Origin of the sequence: Devosia sp., assembly GCF_017307495.1 — a bacterium.
In the GTDB taxonomy this organism is placed as follows: Bacteria; Pseudomonadota; Alphaproteobacteria; order Rhizobiales; family Devosiaceae; genus Devosia_A.
On record NZ_JAFKHE010000018.1, the window covers coordinates 104,943 to 125,432 of the forward strand.

The 20,490-nt window shown below is 66.4% G+C and carries 18 protein-coding genes and 1 tRNA gene; 7 read left to right on the forward strand and 12 right to left on the reverse strand.

All coding sequences use genetic code 11. From position 1 onward, the window contains the following. Positions 1–89: 89 nt before the first annotated feature. A complete protein-coding gene (locus J0I99_RS11175; protein ID WP_291397634.1) occupies positions 90–2,138 on the forward strand; it encodes an elongation factor G in 2,049 nt (682 codons plus the stop codon). Positions 2,139–2,481: 343 nt separating this feature from the next. Here J0I99_RS11175 and J0I99_RS11180 read toward each other — a convergent pair whose 3' ends face one another. Beyond that, entirely contained in the window at positions 2,482–3,795 is a 1,314-nt protein-coding gene (locus J0I99_RS11180; RefSeq protein ID WP_291397636.1) for a hypothetical protein, read from the reverse strand. A gap of 175 nt (positions 3,796–3,970) precedes the next feature. Here J0I99_RS11180 and J0I99_RS11185 point away from each other — a divergent pair, with 175 nt between their 5' ends. Both J0I99_RS11185 and J0I99_RS11190 read left to right on the forward strand, forming a co-directional pair. Then, on the forward strand, positions 3,971–5,377 hold the full coding sequence (locus J0I99_RS11185; protein WP_291397638.1) for an MFS transporter: 1,407 nt from the start codon (positions 3,971–3,973) through the stop codon (positions 5,375–5,377). A 4-nt stretch (positions 5,378–5,381) separates the two neighbouring features. After that, positions 5,382–6,779: an MFS transporter gene (locus J0I99_RS11190; protein ID WP_291397640.1), complete on the forward strand. Its 1,398-nt coding sequence runs from the start codon at positions 5,382–5,384 to the stop codon at positions 6,777–6,779. 166 nt (positions 6,780–6,945) lie between these two features. Here the strand turns inward: J0I99_RS11190 and J0I99_RS11195 are convergent, their stop codons facing one another. Further along, on the reverse strand, positions 6,946–7,647 hold the full coding sequence (locus J0I99_RS11195; RefSeq protein ID WP_291397642.1) for an RlmE family RNA methyltransferase: 702 nt from the start codon (positions 7,645–7,647) through the stop codon (positions 6,946–6,948). Further along, positions 7,647–8,825: a Ppx/GppA phosphatase family protein gene (locus tag J0I99_RS11200; protein WP_291397644.1), complete on the reverse strand. Its 1,179-nt coding sequence runs from the start codon at positions 8,823–8,825 to the stop codon at positions 7,647–7,649. Before J0I99_RS11200 ends, J0I99_RS11195 begins: the two co-directional genes overlap by 1 nt. A gap of 265 nt (positions 8,826–9,090) precedes the next feature. On the opposite strand from J0I99_RS11200, the gene J0I99_RS11205 reads away from it, so the two are divergent. Further along, positions 9,091–9,164, forward strand: a tRNA-Gln gene (locus J0I99_RS11205). Between the two features lie 208 nt (positions 9,165–9,372). Here the strand turns inward: J0I99_RS11205 and J0I99_RS11210 are convergent. The 4 genes from J0I99_RS11210 to J0I99_RS11225 form a co-directional block, all read right to left on the reverse strand. Continuing rightward, positions 9,373–10,044, reverse strand: a complete 672-nt coding sequence (locus J0I99_RS11210; protein ID WP_291390776.1) for a trimeric intracellular cation channel family protein — start codon at positions 10,042–10,044, stop codon at positions 9,373–9,375. 58 nt (positions 10,045–10,102) lie between these two features. Next, positions 10,103–11,404, reverse strand: coding sequence for a M20 family metallopeptidase (locus tag J0I99_RS11215; protein WP_291390773.1), 1,302 nt, complete (start codon positions 11,402–11,404; stop codon positions 10,103–10,105). A gap of 191 nt (positions 11,405–11,595) precedes the next feature. After that, entirely contained in the window at positions 11,596–12,156 is a 561-nt protein-coding gene (locus tag J0I99_RS11220) for a hypothetical protein (RefSeq protein ID WP_291397646.1), read from the reverse strand. A 100-nt stretch (positions 12,157–12,256) separates the two neighbouring features. Next, positions 12,257–12,421 (reverse strand): hypothetical protein, encoded by a 165-nt coding sequence (locus tag J0I99_RS11225; RefSeq protein ID WP_291397757.1) that lies wholly within the window; start codon positions 12,419–12,421, stop codon positions 12,257–12,259. Positions 12,422–13,154: 733 nt separating this feature from the next. Between J0I99_RS11225 and J0I99_RS11230 the strand changes: the two genes are divergently transcribed. Together J0I99_RS11230 and J0I99_RS20300 are read left to right on the forward strand one after the other, a co-directional pair. Next, positions 13,155–14,525, forward strand: a complete 1,371-nt coding sequence (locus J0I99_RS11230) for an MATE family efflux transporter (protein WP_291397648.1) — start codon at positions 13,155–13,157, stop codon at positions 14,523–14,525. 155 nt (positions 14,526–14,680) lie between these two features. Next, positions 14,681–14,974: a TetR/AcrR family transcriptional regulator gene (locus tag J0I99_RS20300; RefSeq protein WP_367115392.1), complete on the forward strand. Its 294-nt coding sequence runs from the start codon at positions 14,681–14,683 to the stop codon at positions 14,972–14,974. Here the strand turns inward: J0I99_RS20300 and J0I99_RS11235 are convergent. The 5 genes from J0I99_RS11235 to J0I99_RS11255 form a co-directional block, all read right to left on the reverse strand. Beyond that, entirely contained in the window at positions 14,883–15,311 is a 429-nt protein-coding gene (locus J0I99_RS11235; RefSeq protein WP_291397650.1) for a hypothetical protein, read from the reverse strand. The genes J0I99_RS20300 and J0I99_RS11235 overlap by 92 nt on opposite strands. Positions 15,312–15,382: 71 nt before the next feature. Then, positions 15,383–16,081 carry a hypothetical protein gene (locus J0I99_RS11240; protein ID WP_291397652.1) on the reverse strand — a complete coding sequence of 233 codons (699 nt, stop codon included), beginning with the start codon at positions 16,079–16,081 and terminating at the stop codon, positions 15,383–15,385. Positions 16,082–16,105: 24 nt separating this feature from the next. Next, on the reverse strand, positions 16,106–16,351 hold the full coding sequence (locus J0I99_RS11245; RefSeq protein ID WP_291390764.1) for a hypothetical protein: 246 nt from the start codon (positions 16,349–16,351) through the stop codon (positions 16,106–16,108). A gap of 123 nt (positions 16,352–16,474) precedes the next feature. Further along, entirely contained in the window at positions 16,475–19,147 is a 2,673-nt protein-coding gene (locus J0I99_RS11250) for a LuxR C-terminal-related transcriptional regulator (RefSeq protein ID WP_291397654.1), read from the reverse strand. A gap of 95 nt (positions 19,148–19,242) precedes the next feature. Then, complete coding sequence (locus tag J0I99_RS11255) at positions 19,243–20,139, reverse strand: LysR family transcriptional regulator (RefSeq protein WP_291397656.1); 897 nt, start codon at positions 20,137–20,139, stop codon at positions 19,243–19,245. A 110-nt stretch (positions 20,140–20,249) separates the two neighbouring features. On the opposite strand from J0I99_RS11255, the gene J0I99_RS11260 reads away from it, so the two are divergent. Beyond that, a complete protein-coding gene (locus J0I99_RS11260; RefSeq protein WP_291390419.1) occupies positions 20,250–20,489 on the forward strand; it encodes a DUF2798 domain-containing protein in 240 nt (79 codons plus the stop codon). The last annotated feature ends 1 nt before the right edge of the window (position 20,490 follow it).

Sequence of the window (20,490 nt, forward strand, 5' to 3'; positions counted from 1 at the left end):
GCTCGCCTGCGGACGCGCCTTCACGGTGCGGGTTCAATGCGCACCGGAGAGGGAGACGCCGACCGAAAAGCACGAACGAGGAGGAGTAGATGGCAGACAACGGCAGACAAGCCGGGCCCCGGTGCATCGCGCTGGTGGGGCCGTTCGCGAGTGGCAAGACCTCGCTGCTCGAGGCGATCCTGATGCGGACTGGGGCCATCACCCGACAAGGCCATGCCAGGGACGGCAACATGGTGGGCGATGCGTCCCCGGAAGCCCGGTCCAACGGCATGAGCGTTGAGCTCAATGTCGCCGAAACGGAGTTCATGGGCGACCGCTACACCTTCATCGATTGTCCCGGCTCGGTCGAGTTCCAGTATGAATCGCTGCCGGTGCTGGCCGGTGTGGACATGGCGGTGGTGGTCGCCGAGGCCGACCCCAAGAAGGTCCCTGCCCTGCAGCTGATCCTGCGCGACCTGGAGGCGCGGCGGTTGCCGCACATCGTCTTCCTCAACAAGATCGACAAACTCTCTGGCTCGGTGCGCGACATCCTCGCGATGCTGCAACCGGCGAGTCGCGCGCCGCTGGTGCTGCGGCAGCTGCCGATGACCAGGGGCGGCATCGTCACGGGCTGCATCGACCTGGCGCTCGAGCGAGCGCACGTCTACCACGAGGCGCGCGAGAGCGAGATCGTGGCCCTGCCCGACGGCGAGAAGGCGGCCGAGGTGGAGGCGCGTACGGCGATGCTGGAGCAGATCGCCGATTTCGACGATGTGCTGATGGAGCAGCTGCTCGAGGACGTGGCGCCGGAAAAGAGCCTCATCTTCAAGGATCTGGCCGAAGAGATGCGGGCCGGCAGGATCAGCCCGGTGTTCATCGGCTCGGCCGAGCACGGCAACGGCATCACGCGGCTACTCAAGGCCATCCGCCACGAGGCCCCGACAGTGCGCGAGACGCGCGAGCGGCTCGGGCTGACCGATGCGTCCGGCACCGTGGTGCAGGTGATGAAGACCATGCAGACGGCGCGCAGCGGCAAGATGTGCGTGGCGCGGGTGCTGGCCGGCAAGGTCACGGACGGCATGACGCTGCGCTCGCCCGACGGGCGGGACTGCAAGGTGTCGGGCCTGTTCCGCGTGATGGGCCAGGATACGCAGAAGCGCGACGCAGCGCAGGAAGGCGATACGGTGGCGCTCGGCAAGGTCGAGGCGGCGCGCACCGGCGACACGCTGTCGACCACGATGGTGCCGGAGCTCGCGCCGCTGCCCGAGAGCCGGCCGATGATGGCCGTGGCCATCGCACCCAAGGAACGCAAGGACGACGTCCGGCTGTCTGCAGCGCTGCAGCGCATCCTCGAGGAAGACCCCTCGCTCCGCCTCACGCACATGGCCGAGACCGGCGAGACGGTGCTCGAAGGACACGGCGAGATGCACCTCAGGGTCGTCATCGACCGGCTGACCGGACGCTACGGCGTACCAGTCACATCCTCGGTGCCGCGCATCGCCTACCGCGAGACCATCCGCAAGGCCGCCAATGTGCGCGGCCGGCACAAGAAGCAATCGGGCGGGCACGGCCAGTTCGGCGACGTGGTGCTGACCATCCGGCCGCAGCCGCGCGGTTCGGGCAACGGCTTCGACGAGAAGATCACCGGCGGGGTGGTGCCGCGCCAGTACATCAGCTCGGTCGAGGCCGGGGTGCGCGAATATCTCGACATGGCCGGCCCGCTCGGCTTCCCGGTGGTCGACGTCGCGGTGACGCTGACCGATGGCTCGTACCACACGGTCGACTCGTCCGACATGGCGTTCCGGCAGGCGGCGCAGATCGGCATGCGTGAAGGCATGCCGCAATGCGAGCCGGTGCTGCTCGAGCCGGTGATGGACGTCACGGTGCGCTGCCCGAGCGAGGCGACGGCGCGCATCAACGCCATCCTGCCCCGCCGTCGCGGCCAGATCATCGGGTCGGACGCCCGCGAGGGCTGGGACGGCTGGGACGAGGTGCATGCCCTGGTCCCGGCCTCCGAGATGCAGGACCTCATCGTGGAGTTGCGTTCAGCCACCGCCGGTGTGGGCAGCTTCGTGCAGGAGTTCGACCATCTTGCCGAGATCGGCGGCAAGGTCGCCGAGGAGATCGCCGGCAAGTACGGGCGACACGCGGGCGTGTAGGACGAGTTGTCTTCCACCCCCCGGCCGCATCGCGCCTCCCTCCCCCTTGTGGGGAGGGATTGAGGGAGGGGGTGGCGCGGTGATCACCGATGGCCTCCACCCCCAGCCCCTCCCCTCCGGCGCGTGGCTCCCCCCACCCAGTTCCGCTAGGTCCTCGCTGACGCGAGAACCAAGCTGCACTGCCCTCCCCACAAGGGGAGGGAGGCCGGTGGATGGGGCGATGATTCACGGGTCTCCCTCCCCCTCGTGGGGAGGGCAGCGGCGCTTGTGAGCGATAGCGAACTAGCAAAGCTGGGTGGGGGTGGGCCACGCGCACCGACGGACCGGCGATCCCGCGTCAACGTCAGGCTTCGGCGGCAGCCTTCTCCACCGCCGGCAGATCCATCGCCTCGATATCGGCGATCAGCGGCTCGATGCGGTCGACGAGGTCGACGTAGCGCTGCTCCATGACGAAGTTGAGCGTCATGAATTCCCGACCGGGGCAGAAGGTGCAGATGTTCTGGGCCGGGTGATAGGCGCCGCAATAGATCGGTTCCATCATCCACTCGGTGACCGGCCCGAAGGTCCGGTGCGGCGGCACCAGCGTCAGGACCGTGTCGGTCTGGCCCGAGAAGCGCCAGAAACGGGGACCGTAGAGGAACGGAAACAGCTTCTGGACTTTGCGATGCAAGGCGAACAACGCCAGCGTCTGCACCTGGAAGGAGGTGACGTCCGAATTCTCGATCTCGCTGACCACGCGGTCGACGTTGCGCACGTAGTCGACGAAATCCGGGATGAATCTGAACTTCGCCATCAGCGCCCGGACGCGGAAGAAATCGTCGTCGACCTCGTTCCGCCGGGTGTCGAGCATGGTGTAGGCGGCGGTGATCATCCGCTCGTTGTGGCGGTGATCGGTGTCCGAATGGAGCGCGTGCGTCACCAGCGCGAAATACAGCGAGCGCTGCCGTACGCCGAGGCGATTGGCCAGCTTGCGCAGGCGGTCGCGCTCGAGCGCCAGCGTGCGGTAGCCGAACGGCTTGTCGGCCGGCGACAGCACGTGGGCGAAGAACAGGTGCAGCACCACGCCGATGCCGGCGCCAAGCGCTCCCTTGAAGCGTTGTCCGAGCGCCACCTTGTTGGTCTTGTTCTTCTGGATACCGTGGCTGGCAGTCTGCGAGCGCGACAGCAGGGCCGAGTCCGAGCCCTCGAGCACGCAATGGGCGGCGCGAACCTGGATGATCGAGGCCCTGCCCTCCCCATCCGGCCCGCCCTTGCGCGTCGCGGCCATGAAGCGGAACAGCGGCAGGTCCGGTTGATCGAAGATGTCGGCGCTCTTGCCCAGCCACTTGTCGGGGTAGCCGTCGAAATCATCGACCATCTCGACGGAGGTGATCGCGTCGAGCTGGCTCTCGGTCAGCGGGTGGCCGGGGCGCGCGCCGACAAAGCCATGGGTCAGTTGCGGCGCCAGGCCGACCACCTGCGCCACCAGGCGCTTGAGTCGTTCCTGGTCGAACGTCTCCTTGGAGAACGCGGTGAAGAAGATTGTGTCCTTGCCGGTGAAAAGGAACCACTGGAAATTGGTGAAGAGCGCCTGCGGATCTTTCTGCACGGCTGCGAGGGCGAGATCGAGCGCCTCGGCATGATCGGACGCAAAGCTCGACGACGAAAAACTCTTCATGACAACTTCCGGCGGATTCCCTGCAGTGAATAAGCCATGCATTGCGCACGAGGGTCAATTGCCGAGACTCGCACGCTTTTTTGTGCCCAAAGTCTGGTTGCGCCACCGGGTCATGCGCCGTATTGCTGGCTAGGTTGATTTCAATCCTAATCGTGCCTCGGCCGAGCCCCCCGCCTTGCGCGTCATCCCCCTTGTCCTCGCGGTCGCGCTGTTCATGGAAAACATGGACTCGACCGTCATTGCCACATCGCTGCCCGCGATCGCGGCCGACATCGGCACCGAGCCGATCTCGCTCAAGCTCGCGCTCACCGCCTATTTCGTGGCGCTCGCCATCTTCATCCCGCTCTCGGGCTGGATGGCCGACCGGTTCGGGGCGCGGAACATCTTCCGCGTCGCCATCGTAGTGTTCATGGCCGGCTCGATCTGCTGTGCGTTCTCGGATTCGCTGCTGGCCTTCGTGCTGTCGCGCTTCCTGCAGGGGATCGGCGGCTCGATGATGACGCCGGTGGCGCGGCTGGTGCTGGTGCGTACGACGCCGCGCAACGAACTGGTGTCGGCCATGGCCTGGCTCACCATCCCGGCCCTGATCGGACCGATCTCCGGCCCGCCGCTGGGCGGCTTTCTCACCACCTATCTCAGCTGGCACTGGATCTTCTGGATCAACGTGCCGATCGGCCTGATCGGCCTGGTGCTGGTGACCAGGTTCCTCAACACGCCCGACAGCCGCAACGAGCGGCCGATCGACGTACCGGGCCTCGTCCTTTCGGCGATCACTTTCGCCGGCGTCATGTTCGGGTTTTCGGTGATCAGCCTGCCGGCCATCCCGACCGTCGCCGGCTACGCCTCGATCGTGGTGGGCATGATTGCCGGCTGGCTCTATCTCGGGCATGCGCGGCGCACCGAGTATCCGATCCTCGATCCGGCGATGTTCAGGCTGCCGCTGTTCCGCAACGCCATCATCGGCGGCTCGCTGTTCCGCATCGGCATCGGCGCCTTCCCCTTCCTCATGCCGCTGATGCTGCAGCTGACCTTCGGGCTCACCCCGTTCGAGTCCGGCCTCACCACCTTTATCGCCGCATTCGGCGCGATCCTCTCCAAGTTCGGCGCCGAGAGGCTGTACGCGACGTTCGGCTTCCCGCGCACCCTCATGGTGACGGCGGTGATCGGCTGCCTGTTCCTCGCCATCAACGGCCTGTTCACCCCGGCGGTGCCGCACTGGCTGCTGATGGCAGCGCTGCTGGTCGGCGGGCTCACCCGCTCGTTCTTCTTCACCGGCGTCAACGCGCTCGTCTTTTCCGATGTGGACGACGCCCGCACCAGCCAGGCGACCGCCATCAACGCGGTGAGCCAACAGCTCAGCGTCGCTGGTGGCGTCGCGGTGGCGGGTGGCGCGCTCGAGATCTTCTCGAACATGCATGGCGGCGGGCTGACCCTGTCGGACTTCCACCTCGCCTGGTTCGTGGTCGCCGCCGTCGCCGTGTGCAGCGCCATCCCCTTCCTGCGCCTGCCGCCCGACGCCGGCAGTGACGTGTCGGGACACCGGAAGAAGACGCCCGAAAAGCCTGTCCCTGCCACGATCTGAACCGATGTCCGCGCTCCGCCTCACCCCGCTGATCCTCGCCGTCGCCCTGTTCATGGAGAACATGGACTCGACCGTGATCGCCACCTCGCTGGCCGCCATCGCACACGACATCCAGACCGAGCCGATCGCGCTCAAGCTCGCGCTCACCACCTACATGGTGGCGCTCGCCATCTTCATCCCGATCTCGAGCTGGATGGCCGACAAGTTCGGCGCCAAGCACGTGTTCCGCTGGGCCATCGTCGTGTTCATGGCCGGCTCCGTCTGCTGCGCCATCTCGGATTCGCTGCTGACCTTCGTGCTGTCGCGGTTCCTGCAGGGCATGGGCGGGGCGATGATGACGCCGGTGGCGCGGCTGGTGCTGGTGCGGGTGACGCCGCGCAACCAGCTGGTCGACGCCATGGCGTGGCTGTCGATCCCCGGCCTGGTCGGGCCCATCGTCGGGCCGCCGGTCGGGGGCTTCATCACCACCTTCGCCAGCTGGCACTGGATCTTCCTGATCAACGTGCCGATCGGCATCCTCGGCATCCTGATGGTCAACAGGTACCTGCCCGAGTGGCACCGCAACGAGCCGCGTGCGATGGACTTCACCGGGTTCCTGCTCGCCGGCATCTGCTTTGCCGGCCTCGTGTTCGGCATCTCGGTGCTGACGCTGCCGGCCCTGCCCGCGAGCTTCGGCTATGGCTCGCTGCTGCTCGGCATCGTCTCCGCCATTGCCTACTGGTTCCACTTCCGGCGCACCGAGCACCCGCTGCTCGACCTGGGCCTGTTCCGCCAGCGGTTGTTCCGGCTCACGATGATCGGCGGAACTGTCTTCCGGCTCGGCACGGGCGCCATGCCGTTCCTGTTTCCGCTCATGCTGCAGCTGGCGTTCGGTCTCAATCCGTTCGAGAGCGGCATGGTCACCTTCGCCTCGGCGGTCGGGGCGTTCTCGCTGAAGTTCGTCGCGGAGCGGATCATCGAGCGGCTCGGCTTCCGGACGAGCCTCGTCCTTGCCTGCACCATCACGGCTGGCGGTGTGCTCGCGATGGGGCTCTATACCCCCGGCACGCCGACGCCGTTGATGATGGCGCTGCTCGTCGTCACCGGCTTCTTCCAGTCGCTGTTCTGGACGGCCACCAACGCCTTCATCTTTGCCGACATCGCCAACAAGGATGCCGGGCAGGCCAATGTGATGAGCCAGGTCAGCGTGCAGCTGTCGCTGGCCTTCGGCGTGGCGGTCGGCGGCGGCGTGCTCGAGGGCGTCCGCTTGCTGCACGGCGGCGGCGAGCCGCTGCTGGGCGACTTCCACATCGCCTTCTGGGTGATGGCGGTGCTGACCATCGTCTCGGCGCTTATCTTCCTGCGCGTACCCAAGACCGCCAGCATGCACAGCCATGCGGAAAGCGGTTCGGCGGCGGAGTAGCGGTCTCCGCCCACCGGAGAGCACAGTCTAGCCTCGCCACCGGCTGTCATCCCAGCGGAAGCTGGGATCCAGCTCGCAGCCCGCGCAGGTGGATAGATGGATTCCAGCCCTCGCTGGGATGACATCCAGTCGGGGGGCAGGCCGGTGGCACCGCCTCGCCGCTTCCCTACCCCTTGAAGCCGCGCGCGATGAGATACGTCTCGGCCGAGTCCTGCCGGCTGGCCTTGGGCTTGGCATGCATGGTGGTGGTGAAGTTCTGCTTCAGCAGATGCAGCAGCTCGTGCTCGGTGCCGCCCTGGAACACCTTGGCGATGAAGGTCCCGCCCGGCGCCAGCACGCGGATGGCGAAATCGGCGGCCAGTTCGACCAACCCGATGATCCTGAGGTGATCGGTGGCGCGATGCCCGGTGGTCGGCGCCGCCATGTCGGACATCACGATATCGGCCTTGTGCCCACCGAGCGCATCGATCAGCGCTTGCGGGGCGTCCTCGTCGTTGAAATCCTTCTGCAACAGGATGACGCCCGGAATCGGGTCCATCTCGAGGTAGTCGATCCCCACGATCAGCGGGTTCTCCTCGGTCGAGCCGACGATCGGCGCGGCGACCAGCGACCAGCCCCCGGGGGCCGCGCCAAGATCCACGATGCGCATGCCCTTCTTGAACAGGTGGTAGCGCTCGTCGAGTTCCTTGATCTTGTAGGCAGCACGCGAGCGCAGGCCCTCGGTGCGGGCCCTTGCGACGTACGGGTCGTTGAGCTGGCGCTGCAGCCACAGGGTCGAGCCGATCTTGCGGCCCTTGGCGGTCTTCACCCGCACCTTGAGGTGGCGGTCGGACCGGCGCCCGATGCCCTCTCCGGATCCCTTGGGCATCAGCGGCTCCTGCGCGGGTTGGTGCGGGTCGTTCGGTCCGCGTCGATCAACGAAATCAGGATCCCCTCGCGCAGGCCGCGATCGGCGACGCGCACGCGCTCGGTCGGCCACTCGCGGCGGATGGCCTCGAAGATGGCGCAGCCGGGCAGCACGAGGTCGGCGCGGTCCCTGCCGATGCAAGGATGGGCCACGCGGCGGTCGAAGGTCATGCCGAGCAGCGCCTTCATGGTGGCGTCCACGTCGGCGCGGCTCATCCACAGGCCATCGACCTTCTGCCGCTCGTAGCGCTCGAGCCCGAGATGGAGGCCGGCGAGGGTCGTGACCGTGCCGGACGTGCCGATCAGGTGCACGGGGTGCTCGGCAATCATCTGCCTGAGCTTCTCGCGGCCGCGGAACTGCCGAAGGTGGCCGGAAACAAACTGCACCATGTCCTCGAACGTGTCGTTGGTGACATGCATGCCGCCAAACTTCTCGGCGATCGAGACGACACCCACCGGCAGGGACTGCCACGAGCGGATGGACGAGGACATGCGCCCCTGCCGGCGTGGCCGGCCTCCGCGGAAATCGAGCCAGGCCAGCTCGGACGAGCCGCCGCCGATGTCGAACATCAGCGCCCCTGCCGAATCCTCCTCGATCAGGTCGGCGCAACCGGTCACGGCCAGCGAGGCCTCCGTCTGCCGGTCGACGATCTCGAGCCTGAGCCCCAGTTCGCGCTCGACGCGGGCGATGAACTCGAGGCCATTGGCGGCCGAGCGACAGGCTTCGGTGGCGATAAGCCGCACGCGAGCCGGCTCGTGCTCGCGCAGCTTGTTGCGGCACAGGCGCAGCGCCTCCATGGTCCGTTCCATGGCGGCGTCGGAGAGGCGGCCGGTGGTCGAGAGCCCCTCGCCGAGGCGGACGATGCGGGTGAAGCCATCCAGCACGCGGAAGCTGTCCTCGTGCGGCCGCGCGATCAGCAGGCGACAGTTGTTCGTGCCAAGATCGAGAGCGGCATAGAGGGGCCCGCGCGGCCGACGCGCAGAATGGGCTGGGGAATGCGTCCGCCGTTCCGCTCCGCCCTGATCCGGTTGCCCCCCGGCTCCTGCGGTCGACTGGGCCGGGCTCGCGCCCTGCCCTTCACGGATCCGCAGCGTGGCAGCGGCCTCGACTGCGGCGGCAGACCGATCGAGATCGGCCAACCTTCAACTCCATCTCCTGTGCGGTCGCTGCAACCGGCCGGAACCGGGGCGCCCGAGCGCAGGCTTATTTTCAGTGTCGCCAAAAACCCTAGTGGATGATGGCGGTGCGTGCAACGCCCAGAATCGCCACGTCGCCGCCACGTGCACGCCGCCTCGATGAACGCTGATTGAACGCGAAATCGGGTGTTGATCCCAAACTCGAATGCCGCTAGAAGCCACCACCGAACGCCGAGGGCCATCCGCCCCGCGTTCCCAGGCACGCGCTTGGGGAATAGTTCAATGGTAGAACAGCGGACTCTGACTCCGTTAATCTTGGTTCGAATCCAGGTTCCCCAGCCAATCCTGACCAGCTGATTTCGCCTCGCTCTCCGAAGAGTGTCTCCAGAACAGAGGGTGGCGTTCGGTGACTCATCCCAGCCATCGCTGCGATCATATCCAGCAGCATGCCGTTGACGGCATCAGATATCCGCTTGGGCCGTCCTCGATCGTCTGATCCTGGGTCGCTGCAACAGGACGATGACGCAGGCGCACCGGGGCTGCGGCGACGTCAGCGGTCGAGGCCGGTGTCATCGTCCGCACTGTGGTGCGGCGCTGCTTCGTTCGGGCCTGTCGATAGCCGGGCCATCGGCAGATGCCAGCCGAAGTGTATCGCCATCAAGCGCAGGCCGAGGCAGGCCAGCCCGCCGACCAGTGCAGACACTCCATAGGGTAGCCCGAGCAGGTGGCCGACGACGACGATCGATGATCCGGCCAGGGCGGCAACGGCATAGAGATCAGACCGGAGAACGTGCGGGACCTGGGTGACGAGGACATCCCGCAGCATGCCGCCGCCGATGCCGGTGAGCATCCCCAGAAGGGCGGCCATGACTGGGCTCAGGCCGAACTGAAGAGCCTTCTGTGCTCCTGCAACCGCAAAGAAAGCCAATCCTACCGCGTCGAACAGCAGCACAGGGCTCCGCAGCCTGGCCACGCCGGGGTAGCGGAAGAAGGTGATCAGGCCCGCGATCACCGACACGACGAGATAGAACAGGTCGGTCAGCGCCGCCGGGGGAACGGCCCCGATCAACAGATCGCGCGTGATGCCTCCGAAATTGCCGGTGACGAACGCCAGGACAAGAATGCCGAACAGGTCGAGGCGGCGATTGGCTGCCGCCGTCGCGCCGCTCAGGGCGAAAACGAAGGTTCCGCCCAAGTCCAGAATGCGTATGAACACTTCCATCGGCATCATCCGGCCGCCGTGGGGATGCGGCGCCACCGCATGGATTGTGCCGGCATCGTCACTTCTCCGCGGTTTCTCCCAGCCAGGCGAGGGCACCGACGACAAGCGTTTCGATCCCGGTCTGCAATGTCGGATGCAGCACCGGCGCGAATTTCGGGCTGTGGTTCACCGGCAGGTCGTTGATGGTCCCGGCCTTTTTGGCTTTGGCGTAGGTCTTGGGATCGGTTCCGCCGACGAACCAGAATACCGAGGGGACCTGGAACGCGGTGGCAAAGCAACCGAAGTCCTCGCTCGCCGGCGCCGGACCGGTATGAAAGACGCGCTCCGTGCCGAAATGCTCCCTGAATGACGCGGCGATCCGGTCACTGGCGGTCTTGTCGTTGACGTTGAGCGGATAACGGTCGAGCGGAGTGATCTCCGGCTTGCGCGGGGCGCCTGACGCTTCGGCCTCGGCATTGACGATACGCTCGATGGCGGAAAGCACGTGCTTGCGCACGCCGGGATCGAAGGTCCGTACATTGAGTTTGATGATGGCGTCATCGGGGATGACGTTTTCCTTCGTGCCGGCCTGCAGCACGCCGACCGTGACGACGGCGGCATCGGTCGCCGCTACCTCGCGCGAGACGATGGTCTGCAAGCGGAGGACGATCGACGCCGCCATCACCACCGGATCGATGCTCGCCTGCGGCATGGATCCGTGGGCGCCGCGACCGAACAACCGGATCTGCAGGCTGTCCGCCGCCGACGTGATGGGCCCTGCACTACCGGCCATGGTGCCGGCCGCACCTACCATGACATGTTGGCCAAGGACGATATCGGGTTTGGGGAAGCGCTCGATCAGCCCGTCATCGACCATGGCCCGGGCACCCTGGGCCGTCTCTTCTCCCGGCTGGAAGACGACCATCAGCGTACCGTTCCACGCGTTGCGCGCCCTGGCGAACAGGATCGAGGCGCCAATGAGCCACGCAACATGCATATCGTGGCCACACATGTGCCCGACCGGCACCGTGTTGCCATCCTCGTCCTTCGCCTGCTGCTTGCTGGCGTAGTCGAGGCCCGTTGCCTCCTGGATGGGAAGGGCGTCCATGTCGGCCCGAAGCATCACGGTCGGCCCGTCGCCGTTGCGGAGCAGGCCCACCACCCCTGTCTTGCCGACACCCTCGGTGACCTCGTAACCGGCCTTCCTGAGCCTGCCGGCGGCAATTCCGGCAGTACGAGTCTCGTGCATCGACAGTTCGGGGTGGGCGTGGACATCCTTGTACAGCGCCTCGATGTCGGGGAGAATCTCGTCGACGGCGGCAAGAATCCCGGCCGCGCCGCCACGGGATGCCGCCGCCTTTTCGCGGATGTGTTTCGCCATGGACCTATCCTCCATCGCAACTTAACGCGCGATGGTCGCGCCTCGTTGAGGCGCCTGTCCAGATATTTCGATCGACACCCATCGGAGGGTTCCGGGATGGCCGGACACGTCTCGTCCTGCGCGGGACAGACCCGGTCACGGGCCACCCGATCCGGTTGCCGACATGCTGCGCCGCCAGGGTCCGTGCCCGGTCACGATCCCGAGCCGCTCGCCCTGCGGTCCTGAGCGACCAATTCGACCTCGACGCGGCTCAACTCGGAATACACGCGGTGCCGGCGGCGCAACGGCCACCAATCATACAGGTAGGTTTGCAGCGGCTGCCACATGCCCACCCAGCCGGCGATGGTGAGACTCTCGGACAGGAACGAGAACACGGTGCTGCCGCCGAGAGGCAGGAAGGCCCGGATGAAGAGGCAGGTGAACAGGAAGCCCAAGCCGATCGCCAGGCCCACCCTGCCCTCGGCCATGACGCGGCGGAATTCCAGTCGGGTGAGTTGAGCCCGATAGGCAAAGAAATTGTGTATCGCCTCCCGCACCATTTCCGATGCGTCCTTGCCGGCCGAGTCCGTAACATAGATTCTCAGGGCGAGGCGCGCGGAAACACCGTACTCGCGCGCCCAGCCTACGATGAAGTCCTCGGCATCGCGCGCCAGATCCTTGGAGCGGAACGGTGATGGATCGAGCCTGTTGAAGAGTGCTTCCACGTTGGGAATGCTGAGTTCGATGTACTTCCGATCGCCGCTCTTTTCCACGTCCCTCGCCTTCCTCGAATTCTCCTCGGAGCACCATCCGGAACGGTCCGCCGTACCTGGTGTCGGGTCGGGCGCGCGCCGCCGCATACTGTCATCGATGTCACGCGCCTCGATCGGCGCGGGCCGGGACGGCACCGAACAGGGCATTGAGCCCCTCGGCCATCGTTGGATGCGCCAGGATGGCGTCCCGAAGCGCACCATAAGGCAGCCCTGCCAGCATCGCCGTCTGGCCCACGACGACGTCATAGCGCTCCGGTTCAGGCATTGCTGTGCTCCGTTGCCCGCTGCGTTGGCATCACGCGCTGCCGGCTGAGAGCATGTCGAAAGAAACCTTGCGCAGTCTCGGCCGGATCGCTCCCCCGGCGCGGTCGCCTCGGGCGGTAAGTCCGGTGGCGAACGTGACATTGGCAGAGTGCAGTCCGTTCCGGATTCGGCATTGCTCCGCTTGGCTCCAGGTCTCGGGGGCTCGTTCACCATCGGGTGCAGGAACAAGCATGTGACAATCGCAGCGAGAAGTCGAACAACGGGAGCGTGTGTCATCCACTCCGCGGGGGATCGCCATCGATGCCGCGTTGCGGCCTGCCCAACAGATATCGGCCTGCCCCCAACTGCGGCGAGCGCCAGGAAGACAGCAACGTCGGGATCCGGGAACGCGCGTCGACCGCCGCCAACTGCCAAGTCGCTTGACGCCGGGCCGAAGGCCGACTATTGCGCTGCCCAAGGTTTCAGGGACCGGCCGCTCGCCGACATCGTGTCGTGGTGAACTCCTGATTGAACTGGCCGTATCACTCCTCGCCTGCGGAGCGATGGCAACGCGAGCCCCATCTTCATTGCCTCCGCCTTGCTGATGGAGAACGGCATGAGTTCGCTCAACTGTCCGACCTGACCTGATCGAACGCGGCTCCCATCGAGCCCGCAGCGATCGCATTCATCCATTCGAATTCTTCACCAGCCGAGTGCGGCGCGACGCGCCCCAGGCTGAACCAGGATGCTTTGTCATGTCGGCAAATCCCCCCAATGTCTTTCTCACCGGGTCGATCCCCCGCACCTTCGCCAGGACAGCTCTGCCCATCGTCCTGCTCACCAGTCTCAATGGCGTGCTGACGGTCGTCGATGCCATCCTTCTGGGCGCACTGGTCGGGCCCGAGGCGATTGCCGCGGTGACGCTCGTGTTCCCGATCTCGATGTTGCTCATCGCGTTGGCCACCGCCGTCTCGACCGGAATGGCCAGTATTCTTGGTCGCCTGCTCGGCGCAGGACGCGACGCCGATGCCCGGCGCGTGTTCGCGGGAGCGCACGGTATCGCGCTCTGCATCGGTGCGGCGGCGGCCGCCATCTTTGCACTCGTCGGCTGGCCGCTGGTCAACCTGGCGGCGGGCGGATCGCATTCGATCGCAACGATGGGCTACAACTTCCTCAGCATCTCGATCTTCACTTCACCTGCATTGTTCCTGCTCTCGCTGCACTCCGACGCCTTGCGCACGGAGGGACGCATCGGCTTCATGGCGGTCGCGGGGATATGCGTCGCCCTCGCCAATGTGGTGCTCAACTACGGCTTCATCGTTTGGCTCGGCCTGGGCGTTACCGGGTCGGCGATGGGGACGGCCGTCGCGCAGCTGCTCGCCCTGATGCTCATCGTGCACTACCGCGTCTCGGGTCGGGCACGGCTCACGCTGTCGCTGAAGGACCTGCGAGATTGTCGCCATGGCTGGGGCGAGATTCTGGCACTGGGCGCTCCCCGGAGCCTTACGTTCATCGGCATTTCGCTCGCGGCGGCGGCGACCATCTACGCGTTGGGAACCGTTGGCGCGGCTCACTTCGAACAGGAGGTCGCCGCGTACGGCATCGTCACGCGCATCGTGTCGCTGGCTTTCTTCCCGCTGCTCGGCATGAGCCTCGCGCTGCAGGCGCTTGTCGGCAACAATGCCGGTGCCGGACTCTGGCAGAGGTCGAACGACAGCTTGAAACTGTCGCTGTGGGCGAGCCTCGCCTACTCGGCGGTGGTCGAGGTGGTGCTGATCGGCTTCCGGCATGAGGTGAGCAGGCTGTTCACCGCCGACCTGGAGGTCCTGGCGGCGGTCGATCGCATCATTCCTGTGTTTCTCGCCCTCTACTTCACCTTCGGGCCGATGATGATGATCGCAAGCTATTTCCAAAGCCTCGGCGACGTACGCCGTTCGGCGATCCTCGCGCTGTCGCGGACCTATCTGTTCGCGCTTCCGATGATCTTCCTGCTGCCAGGTTTCATGGGCGAGATCGGCATCTGGATCGCCAGCCCGGTGGCGGACGTGATGCTGGTGATTGTCGCAATCGTGACGCTACGCGGAATGTCCGGCCAGCGCCGCTGGGGTCTCTTCCAGCCCGCGTGAGGGTCACACGATGAGGGGGCGTCTGCTGGCGCCCCCTTGGCCGGCAGGCGACCGCGAATTGCTGCGTGCACGGCCGATTTCATCTGTGTCAGATCAGGGCTTCAGGCGAGGATTGCTCGTTTTTGACCTCGCACCGGAATTGGAGCTCAGGCTCGATGAAGCCCAGGAAGACCACAGTTCTCGAACAGCGTCGCAAACCCAGGCAAGCACGGGCCCAGGCAACCGTCGCGGCAATCCTGGAAGCGGCTGCCCGGATACTTCGGATCGAAGGGCGAGCGGCCTTCAATACAAACAGAATCGCGGAACATGCCGGAGTCAGCATCGGCACCCTCTACCTGAACAGCACCGGGTATGCGATCACATCGCGCTCCCCTGAGTGGAGGCAGTGCCGCGGAAGGGTTCAGCCTTGCCCAGAACGGTCGATGCCACATGCCGCCACGGCACGATGAAGACGAATGGCAGCGCCACGGCACAATTGAAGAGCGTCGAGAGCGTGCCTTCGTCGAGCGCGCCATCGAGCCACTTGGGCAGGGCGACGGTGGACACCCAGATCAGCTTCCAGCCGATCTCGAAGACCAGTAGCGGCAACATGCGGATCGGCGAGAACAGGCCGGCGACGGACAGGACGCCCAGGGCACTGAGGAGTGCGACCACAGCGCCGTCCATGCGCGGCAGATTGGACAGCCCGTCCATGTAGACGGGCGCGTAGCGGAGCGAGGTGCCGACGACAAGCACGGCGTAGCAGGCGCGAAGCAGAGTGAGACGCAGGGTGGAGAACGGAGGCATCGGGGGGTTTCCTCGACCAGAGCTGATGGGGGCAGGCGAGCGGCATTTCCGCCGCTCGCCGATCGAACCGGCTACGCCGCGGCGACCGCGGTCCTGGCACGCGACGGGCTGGCGATGGACTTGCGGGGGAACCACAGGGCGAACCCGAGCCAGACGAACGCCAGGCCCATCGGGATCGCGGCGTAGCGCTGGAACTCGTGCGGCAGCAGGGCAGCGGCGGGCGTGAGCAGCGCGGCCAGCGCCAGTACAATCGAGGGGACCTTGGGCAGGACACCGGCCCTGACCGTCGCGATGCCGAGCAGGATGCCACCGGCCAGATAGAGCACGCTCAGCACGCCGTAGACGGCTCCCATGGCGCCGATGTCGAGCCGGCCGGGATGCTGGTTCACGATGCCGAGGAGGCTGTCGACGAACTCTGGCGAGACGGGAGCGAGCGGCGGCAACAGGAACAGCTCGGCGAAGACGTAGCCCGTCTGCAGCCACCAGCTCAGGGCGAACAGGATGAAGGCCGTGAGGCCAAGCCACCCTGCCCTGCTCATCTGCCGGAAATAGAGGCCGGCGGTGCCCACGATGAAGAACAGGCACATCGCGAACTTGAGCGAGATGATGACGGCCCACGGTGTCGTGGTGACCGAGCTGACGAAATCGGGCGGATGAATCGGCTGGATGCCGGCGAAGATCAGCCCCGCCAGGATGGCGAAGGGCCCGGTGGCGCGGATGAGATGGTCGGCGGAGAGCAGGCGATTGGCGGTGGCAGAGGTGGTGGTCATGGTAGTCCTCCTCAGGGGCTGTGATCAGGTGACGGTCTTGGGTGGGACGTGAGCGACGGAGACGAGCGACACGCCAAGGTCACGGATGCGCTGCAGCAGGCCGTGCAGAACGGCCTGATCGGCAGTGACGCCACGCAGCAGCGTGACGCCGCCGGCTTCGTGGATCAGCTCGGGGACACCGAGCCGGTCGGCCCAGTGCTGGTCGAGATGGCCGCGAACACGGATATCGTAGGTTCCGGATGGGCTTGAGCTATCGGAGCTCGTCGTCATGATGTCCTCAGCATTGTCGTGGCGAACCGCAGTTCGCTGAGGAGGACCATGACGCTGGGCGTGGTGAGCCCGCTTCACCAGATGTGGTGAGCGGACGCGGTGATTTGCGCTTTTTCTTTTCCGCTAGGCGCGGGTCGACGGAGAAAACAGGTCGAGCTCGCCGGCCCGGCGGACGGCGGCCCTGCGGCTGTTCACGCCCAGTTTCTCGAAGATGTTCCTGGTATGGGTGCGAAGCGTGTTGAGCGAGACGCTCAGTTCATCGGCGATCTCCGGACCGCTGAGGTCGCTGCGCAACAGCCGGAGGACGTCGGCCTCCCTGTCGCTCAGCGGCTCGATCAGTTCCGGATGCTCGCGTAGCGCCGGCTCGATAACACCACCCTCGGTCAGCGCGATGCTGCGCACGAAGGTCGATGAAGCCTCGCGCCTGCTCAACTGCCCGACGAGACCGACGAGACCCGCACCTTCGTCGATGAAGGGGCGGCAGATGCGCTCCGGCTCGGCCAGCGCGATGGCGCGCCGAAGCGCGTCGACGGCCGCAGGACTGTCATGTCGCGATTTGTGCGCGAGTGCCGCGAGCAGGTGGATGTCGATGAGGCTGCGTTTCCGTCCGCCCTGTGCCGCCGCCTGGGCCAGGCGCTCGACGAGACCCAGGGCCCTGTCCACCGAACCCGCGTCGCCGAGCGCGAGCAAGAGCCGCGCCAGCGTCTTGTGCTCGAACTCGCGCAGGTGACTGAGCGAATCTTCGGATCCGATCCCGACCGCCCGCGCCCATTGCCCGGCTTCATCGAGCCGGCCCATGCGGATGTGAACATTGGCGATCAGGGCCGGCACGGGGCGCACGTTGGGAAAGAAGTCGCTGATGTAGCGCCGCTCGGCTTCCTGCAGGTGCTCGAGCGCCTCCGCGCCCCTGCCCTCGGCCAGGTCGAGGCGAGCCCGCGCGACCCGCGAGCGGTAAGGATACTGCGCCAGCCCCCAGCCCTCGCCGAGTTCCTGGCACCGGTCGAGATGGTCGCGGGCCATTGCGCGCTCGTTGCGCTCGAGGTGCAGAAACGCGAGGCTCGCATGCATATCGGCAATCCCGCGCGCGACCGGCCGGCCGTCGTCGGTCGCAACGCTCAGCGCCGCCTCGCAGAGGCGCAGGGCTTCGGTGAGGCGGCCCTGTGCATTGCGGATGTCGGCGAGTGCAATCGTGGTTCCCTGAACGTCGGCGCGATGGCCCTGGTCGCGGAGCCCGTCACGGCAAACGGTCCAGAAACTGGCGGCCTCATCGAGCTCTCCCCTGGTCCACGACACGATGCCCAGGAACCCTGCCGCACCGGCCCGCGCCAGATGGTCGTCGACCGGCGCCAGCTCCAGCACTCGACGGGCGTGCCCGGCGGCGGCCTCGACGTCTCCGCGCACCTGCGCAAGCGCTGTCCGGTAGAGCTCGACATGCGCCAGCAGCGGCTTGGGATCGGGGAGCTTGACGACCTCCGCTTCGGCAGCCGTGAGCCGCTCCTCGATGCCGTCGAAGACGCCGAGCGACGTCAGCACGCCCGCGTAGGCAATGCCGAGCATTGGCCGCTTGCGGACCACGGCGTCGGGGATCGGCTTCATCCAGGCGCGAAACATTGCCTCGTGCCGATGCTTGCGCATCTCGGGGATGGCGCGTTCGATCAGGTCGGCGGCCCACTCGTAGTCTTCCGCCTCGAGCGCATGATGGATCGCTTCGGCACGCTCCCCGTGAGCCTCGAACCAGATGCTGGCCCGGCGATGAATTGCGGGCAAAGCCTGCGTCTGGGTTTCGGAGAGGTGGCCGCGCAGGACGTCAGCGAACAGGTGGTGGTAGCGGAACCATTGGCGGTGGTCATCGAGCGGCACCAGAAACAGGTTCTGGCGCTCGAGCCGATCCAGCATCTTGCGGCCGCTGCCCGGCTCGCCCGTGACGGCGTCGCAGAGCGGTGCGCTCATGCGGCGCAGGACCGACGTGGTCATCAGGAAATCGCGAACGTCGTCGGCAAGGCGCCCGAGCACTTCCTCCACCAGATAGTCCACCACGAAGCGGCCACTGCCGGCGAAGTCGTCAATGAAGGCCGCGGCATCGTCGCGGCCTTCCAGTGAGAGTACAGCCAGTTGCAGCGCGGCGATCCACCCCTCGGTCTTCCGCTCCAGCTTCTCGGCGTCGGCGGGCGAGAGGCCCAGGTGCATGACGTCGTTGAGGTAGGTCACCGCTTCGTCGGCGGTGAACCTCAGCTCGGTCGACCGTATCTCGACCAGGTCGCCGCGCACGCGCAGCCGGGCAAGCGGCAGGGCCGGGTCGGCACGCGTATTGATCACGACGTGGACGTTGGGTGGCAGGTGCTCGACAAGGAAAGCGAGCTGCCCGTGAATGTCCTTGTGATCGACCAGATGGAAATCGTCGAGGACGACGGCGAGGGGCTTCTCCGCCGCGGCGAGCTGGTTGATCAGGAGCGCGACCAGTGCCTGGTCCGGCTGCATCGCGGCGGGCACGTCGGGAAAGGCGGTGCCCGCCTTCGCGTAGCCGGTGCGCACTGCAGCGACGAGGTGCGACCAGAAGATCGATGGCTCATTGTCGCTTTCGTCGAGCGATAGCCAGGCGATCGAGGTCGCCTCGTGCCCCGGCTGTGCCAGCCAGTCTGCCAGCAGGGTCGTCTTGCCGAACCCCGCCGGCGCCGAGATCAGCGTGAGCTTACTCTCGAGGCCGCGGTCGAGCAGGTCGTGCAGCCGCGGCCTCGAGACGACGCGGGGCCTCGGCACCGGCAGGTTCAGCTTCGTGGAAACGAGCGGTACGGCCATGGTGCCACAGTTCTGGGCCCGGCCCGTTGCCGAAGCAAGCCTGCAAACAGGCGAAAGGGAGGCCCTGTCGCTGCGCCGCTGCGCACCGTGGACGATCAGCGGGTCTTGCCGGTGGAACACGCAGTGCGCAGGCAGGAGCGAAGCCACCGATGCGCCAGATCTCCATCCATGCGCGGGTGCCAGAGCATCGAGACCGTGAAGCCGGATATCGCGAAGGGCAGCGCGAAAGTACTGACGCCGCGTCGTAACCCCGCGGTGTGTCGCTCGGGAACCGTCGCGATCAGGTCCGTGTCACGCGCGAGCGCGATGGCCGACGCAAAGCCATTCACGATCAGGCCGACCCGGCGCTCGGCTCCGGCCGTCCGTGCTGCCTCATCGACCTCGGAGCTGTGCAGGCCGCGCCGCAGGATCTGCACGTGCTCGGCCGCTCCATAGCGATCAAGCGTGACGCGCGCCTCCAGAACCGGGTGACCGTCGCGCGCGACGCCGATCCAGCGATCCTCGAACAGCGGCATCGCCCGCATCTCCGGCGCGGTGGTCGTGTCGATCACGCCGGTTTCGACGTCAACCTCGCCCTCGCGCAGCGGCGCACTCTCCTTGTCGGGCTTGGCAACGAACTGCAGGGTCACCCCGGGTGCTTCCTCGCGGATTCGGGCGACAAGGCGCGGACCGAACGTCTCCACGAAGCCCTCGCTCGTGCGCAGGACAAAGCGACGTTCCAGCGTCGCGAGGTCGAGCTTCTCGGCCGGGCGCAAGATCATCCGCGCTCCCTCGACGATCGTGCCGACCTGACCGCGAAGTTCCAGCGCCCGCGGCGTCGGGACCAGCCGCCGCCCGGCCCGGACGAGCAGTGGATCGCCGGTGACTTCGCGCAGCCGGGCCAGCGCCCGGCTCATCGCGGAGGGGCTCAGCCGCAAGCGTCGCGCCGCTCCCGCCACGCTGCCTTCGGAAAGCAGAACATCCAGCGTCACCAGCAGATTGAAGTCGGGCATCGGCGTTGTCCCATGTGGCGTCTCGTGCACGAATAAGATGCAAACGTTGCGTGTTCCGCAATAGCGAGCCGAAGCGTAACTGCTGGGCATTCACTCCACAGGAGCATCAAATGCCTGCTCGTTACGCCCCCGTCCTGTTCGGCTTCATCCTCTCGGGACTGATGTCGTTCCTCGTCTCCGGCATCGCCACCTTCCGCAACGCCGGCCTGGTCGACGGTTTCCTCAACATCTGGATCGGCGCCTGGCTGCCGTCGTGGCTGATCGCGTTCCCGGTGGTGCTGGTCGTCGCGCCGGTCGCGCGCAAATTGGTCGGTGTCCTCGTCAAGGCGCCGGCGCCTGCCGCTCGCTAGT

Bases quoted from the DNA above. Each gene is read 5' to 3' on its own strand.
- J0I99_RS11175 (WP_291397634.1), top strand. From the start codon at position 90: ATGGCAGACAACGGCAGACAAGCCGGGCCCCGGTGCATCGCGCTGGTG.
- J0I99_RS11180 (WP_291397636.1), bottom strand. From the start codon at position 3,795: ATGAAGAGTTTTTCGTCGTCGAGCTTTGCGTCCGATCATGCCGAGGCG.
- J0I99_RS11190 (WP_291397640.1), top strand. From the start codon at position 5,382: ATGTCCGCGCTCCGCCTCACCCCGCTGATCCTCGCCGTCGCCCTGTTC.
- J0I99_RS11195 (WP_291397642.1), bottom strand. From the start codon at position 7,647: ATGCCCAAGGGATCCGGAGAGGGCATCGGGCGCCGGTCCGACCGCCAC.
- J0I99_RS11210 (WP_291390776.1), bottom strand. From the start codon at position 10,044: ATGGAAGTGTTCATACGCATTCTGGACTTGGGCGGAACCTTCGTTTTC.
- J0I99_RS11215 (WP_291390773.1), bottom strand. From the start codon at position 11,404: ATGGCGAAACACATCCGCGAAAAGGCGGCGGCATCCCGTGGCGGCGCG.
- J0I99_RS11225 (WP_291397757.1), bottom strand. From the start codon at position 12,421: ATGCCTGAACCGGAGCGCTATGACGTCGTCGTGGGCCAGACGGCGATG.
- J0I99_RS11230 (WP_291397648.1), top strand. From the start codon at position 13,155: ATGTCGGCAAATCCCCCCAATGTCTTTCTCACCGGGTCGATCCCCCGC.
- J0I99_RS20300 (WP_367115392.1), top strand. From the start codon at position 14,681: ATGAAGCCCAGGAAGACCACAGTTCTCGAACAGCGTCGCAAACCCAGG.
- J0I99_RS11235 (WP_291397650.1), bottom strand. From the start codon at position 15,311: ATGCCTCCGTTCTCCACCCTGCGTCTCACTCTGCTTCGCGCCTGCTAC.
- J0I99_RS11240 (WP_291397652.1), bottom strand. From the start codon at position 16,081: ATGACCACCACCTCTGCCACCGCCAATCGCCTGCTCTCCGCCGACCAT.
- J0I99_RS11245 (WP_291390764.1), bottom strand. From the start codon at position 16,351: ATGACGACGAGCTCCGATAGCTCAAGCCCATCCGGAACCTACGATATC.
- J0I99_RS11250 (WP_291397654.1), bottom strand. From the start codon at position 19,147: ATGGCCGTACCGCTCGTTTCCACGAAGCTGAACCTGCCGGTGCCGAGG.
- J0I99_RS11255 (WP_291397656.1), bottom strand. From the start codon at position 20,139: ATGCCCGACTTCAATCTGCTGGTGACGCTGGATGTTCTGCTTTCCGAA.
- J0I99_RS11260 (WP_291390419.1), top strand. From the start codon at position 20,250: ATGCCTGCTCGTTACGCCCCCGTCCTGTTCGGCTTCATCCTCTCGGGA.